Source organism: Plesiomonas sp., assembly GCF_051650925.1.
Classification (GTDB): domain Bacteria; phylum Pseudomonadota; class Gammaproteobacteria; order Enterobacterales; family CAMTGL01; genus Plesiomonas.
Genome location: NZ_JBOFRH010000341.1, coordinates 1 through 2,186 on the forward strand (window position 1 = coordinate 1; position 2,186 = coordinate 2,186).

At 42.6% G+C, this 2,186-nt stretch carries 2 protein-coding genes and 1 pseudogene; 2 read left to right on the forward strand and 1 reads right to left on the reverse strand.

The annotated features are described in order from the left end of the window. The first annotated feature begins 132 nt into the window (after nt 1-132). The gene (locus ACRC27_RS07910) at nt 133-726 is read left to right on the forward strand and encodes a TetR family transcriptional regulator (RefSeq protein WP_438621710.1); all 594 of its coding nucleotides are present in this window, start codon (nt 133-135) and stop codon (nt 724-726) included. A 162-nt stretch (nt 727-888) separates the two neighbouring features. Here ACRC27_RS07910 and ACRC27_RS07915 read toward each other — a convergent pair whose 3' ends face one another. After that, entirely contained in the window at nt 889-1,704 is an 816-nt protein-coding gene (locus tag ACRC27_RS07915) for a hypothetical protein (RefSeq protein WP_438630016.1), read from the reverse strand. A 117-nt stretch (nt 1,705-1,821) separates the two neighbouring features. On the opposite strand from ACRC27_RS07915, the pseudogene ACRC27_RS07920 reads away from it, so the two are divergent. After that, nucleotides 1,822-2,186: pseudogene (locus ACRC27_RS07920) on the forward strand (hypothetical protein); the annotation flags it as partial.

The following is a 2,186-nucleotide window of genomic DNA, read 5'->3' on the forward strand; positions in this document are numbered from 1 at the left end:
GGTAATAATTTAATCTCGTTACGAGTTGACGGGCTTGAGCTTTCGCTTCTAATTTTATATATGAAACAACACCAATTGTGGCAAAAAGATCACAAGTGGTCATTACAAAAAACTACACATGAGGAATACGTCGTGCAACGACAACAACCACTACAGCGCCGTAGCCGTGAGCGCGTTCAGCGTATCCTAGATGCTGCTGCTGAGCTGTTCGAACAAAAAGGGATTGATGCTGTCAATCCAGGTGATATTGCTATTCACGCGGGGATCACTCGTACATCGCTATACCGTTATTTTCCGAATAAAACATCGGTTATTCATGCACTGGCTATCTGCCATTTAGAAAAACTACGCGAACAGTTTCGTGAAGTGCGTGATCAGCATTTAGATGGCGAAGCACTGATTAATGCACTGCTGAATGTTCATATCCATTTTTTAAGTAAAGAGCCTGGTTATCAGGCGGTATGGTCATCTGTTGCCATTACGCCTGAGCTGCATACGCTGTATGAGCTGGAAAATGAGTGGTTATCAGATGTATGGGGTAATTTGATTATTCACTTAAACCCACACTTTGATGAGAGCCGCTTGCCAACAATCCGCCGAATGATTCCGCTAATTGTTACCGCTGTGCTGCGTGATTGTTCACGTGATAACACAGAACAGCTCGATGCGTATTTTTCAGAACTGCGTAATATGCTACATCAGGTATTTGGTTTAAAAACCAAATAAACAGAAGGCCAAGGAGTGGCCTCTGCTTTTCCCCTATCCCGCTGCATATTCTCTTTTTTACTTCTCTTTTTCAGCGCTATGTTACCCCGCAAGATTTATATTCATTCCCTATAAAAAATAAAATGGAACTCAATAATTTACAATATTGTTTATTTCTTTACATTATATAAAGACAGCCAATAATGTACTGCATAAATACAGAGTACATACCCACATCAAGCGCTGTAATGAAGGTACGGCTTTTGCTTTCATCTTGGCATCCGCCATATCAGCATATTGACGGTACATAATTAACGGCCATACCCAGAGCAAAAACCCACCGACCAGCAATATTAACCGAGCCGTAATACCTATCATTAGCAAGGCAGATAACACCGCCCCCACGGGTATATGAAGCGCCTGATATACCGCATTACCACATGCACTGAAAATACCGATAAACCCAACCAGCGGTAATAAACGGTGAAAGGCTTGTAAACGACAACGTGCGGCTACCATCAATAAATGAGTAAATACCGCCCCCAGCGTTAACAGAGTGGTAATCAGTAAGCTGAGTGTATTAGGTTCTGCACTGATAAAAATCACTACGGTGATTATGGCCAGCAATGACGATAAAAGACTGCAATAACGCGTCAGCCGTGTAGATTTAGAAATTGAAAACGGTAGACGTTTAATATCCCACAAAGAAAGCGCATGCATACCAGCCACTGAAGCAGACAGCCATGTTAACACTGTGCCACCATCAAGCAGCACTACACTGAGCAGGCTAAATATCAGCCACAATAGCGTCAGTATGTGTGATTGCTTTATCAAACGACGCTGCTGGCCTGGGCAGATTTGCCCTTTCCAGCGTATAAGGCTCAGAATTAGGGTTGCCATTAACACGGTGGCAAGCAGTGCACTCATCAATAGCGTTATCACGGGTGCAACCAATACAGAGGAGTTCTGTGCAACAAACGAGGTCATATTATCGGCCATTGTCGAAACAGTGTATAAAAGTCACTGTAATTAGAAAAATCAGAGCGCAGAGTATAAAGTGAGAGACGCTAAACTAAAACATTCTTACACTTCTGATGTAAATACTAAGTGGGATCAATGACCTTCTCTAATGCTCTATCCCTTAGCTTGATATGCTTTTCACTGGTGGGCTGCGCCATACCAACAAAATATAACACTCTGACTCATATTGAACCAAAATCAACCTCAGCTGAGCGGCGTTCAGTCTCTCTTGCTGATCTGGCACACCGCCATTTTGTGCTGCTGAGTGTTGATGGTAAACCATGGCAACCAACCGATACCGCTTTAACAGTACATCCACGGGCAATGTATCCGGGCATTGATTTTAATGAACAAAATATAATGAGTTCGACATTCTGTAATGAGTTACAGGGTCACGTATCGCAAAAAAATAACACAGTTCAAGGAATGCTAACCCCACTCAATTACCCAGTATCTGCACA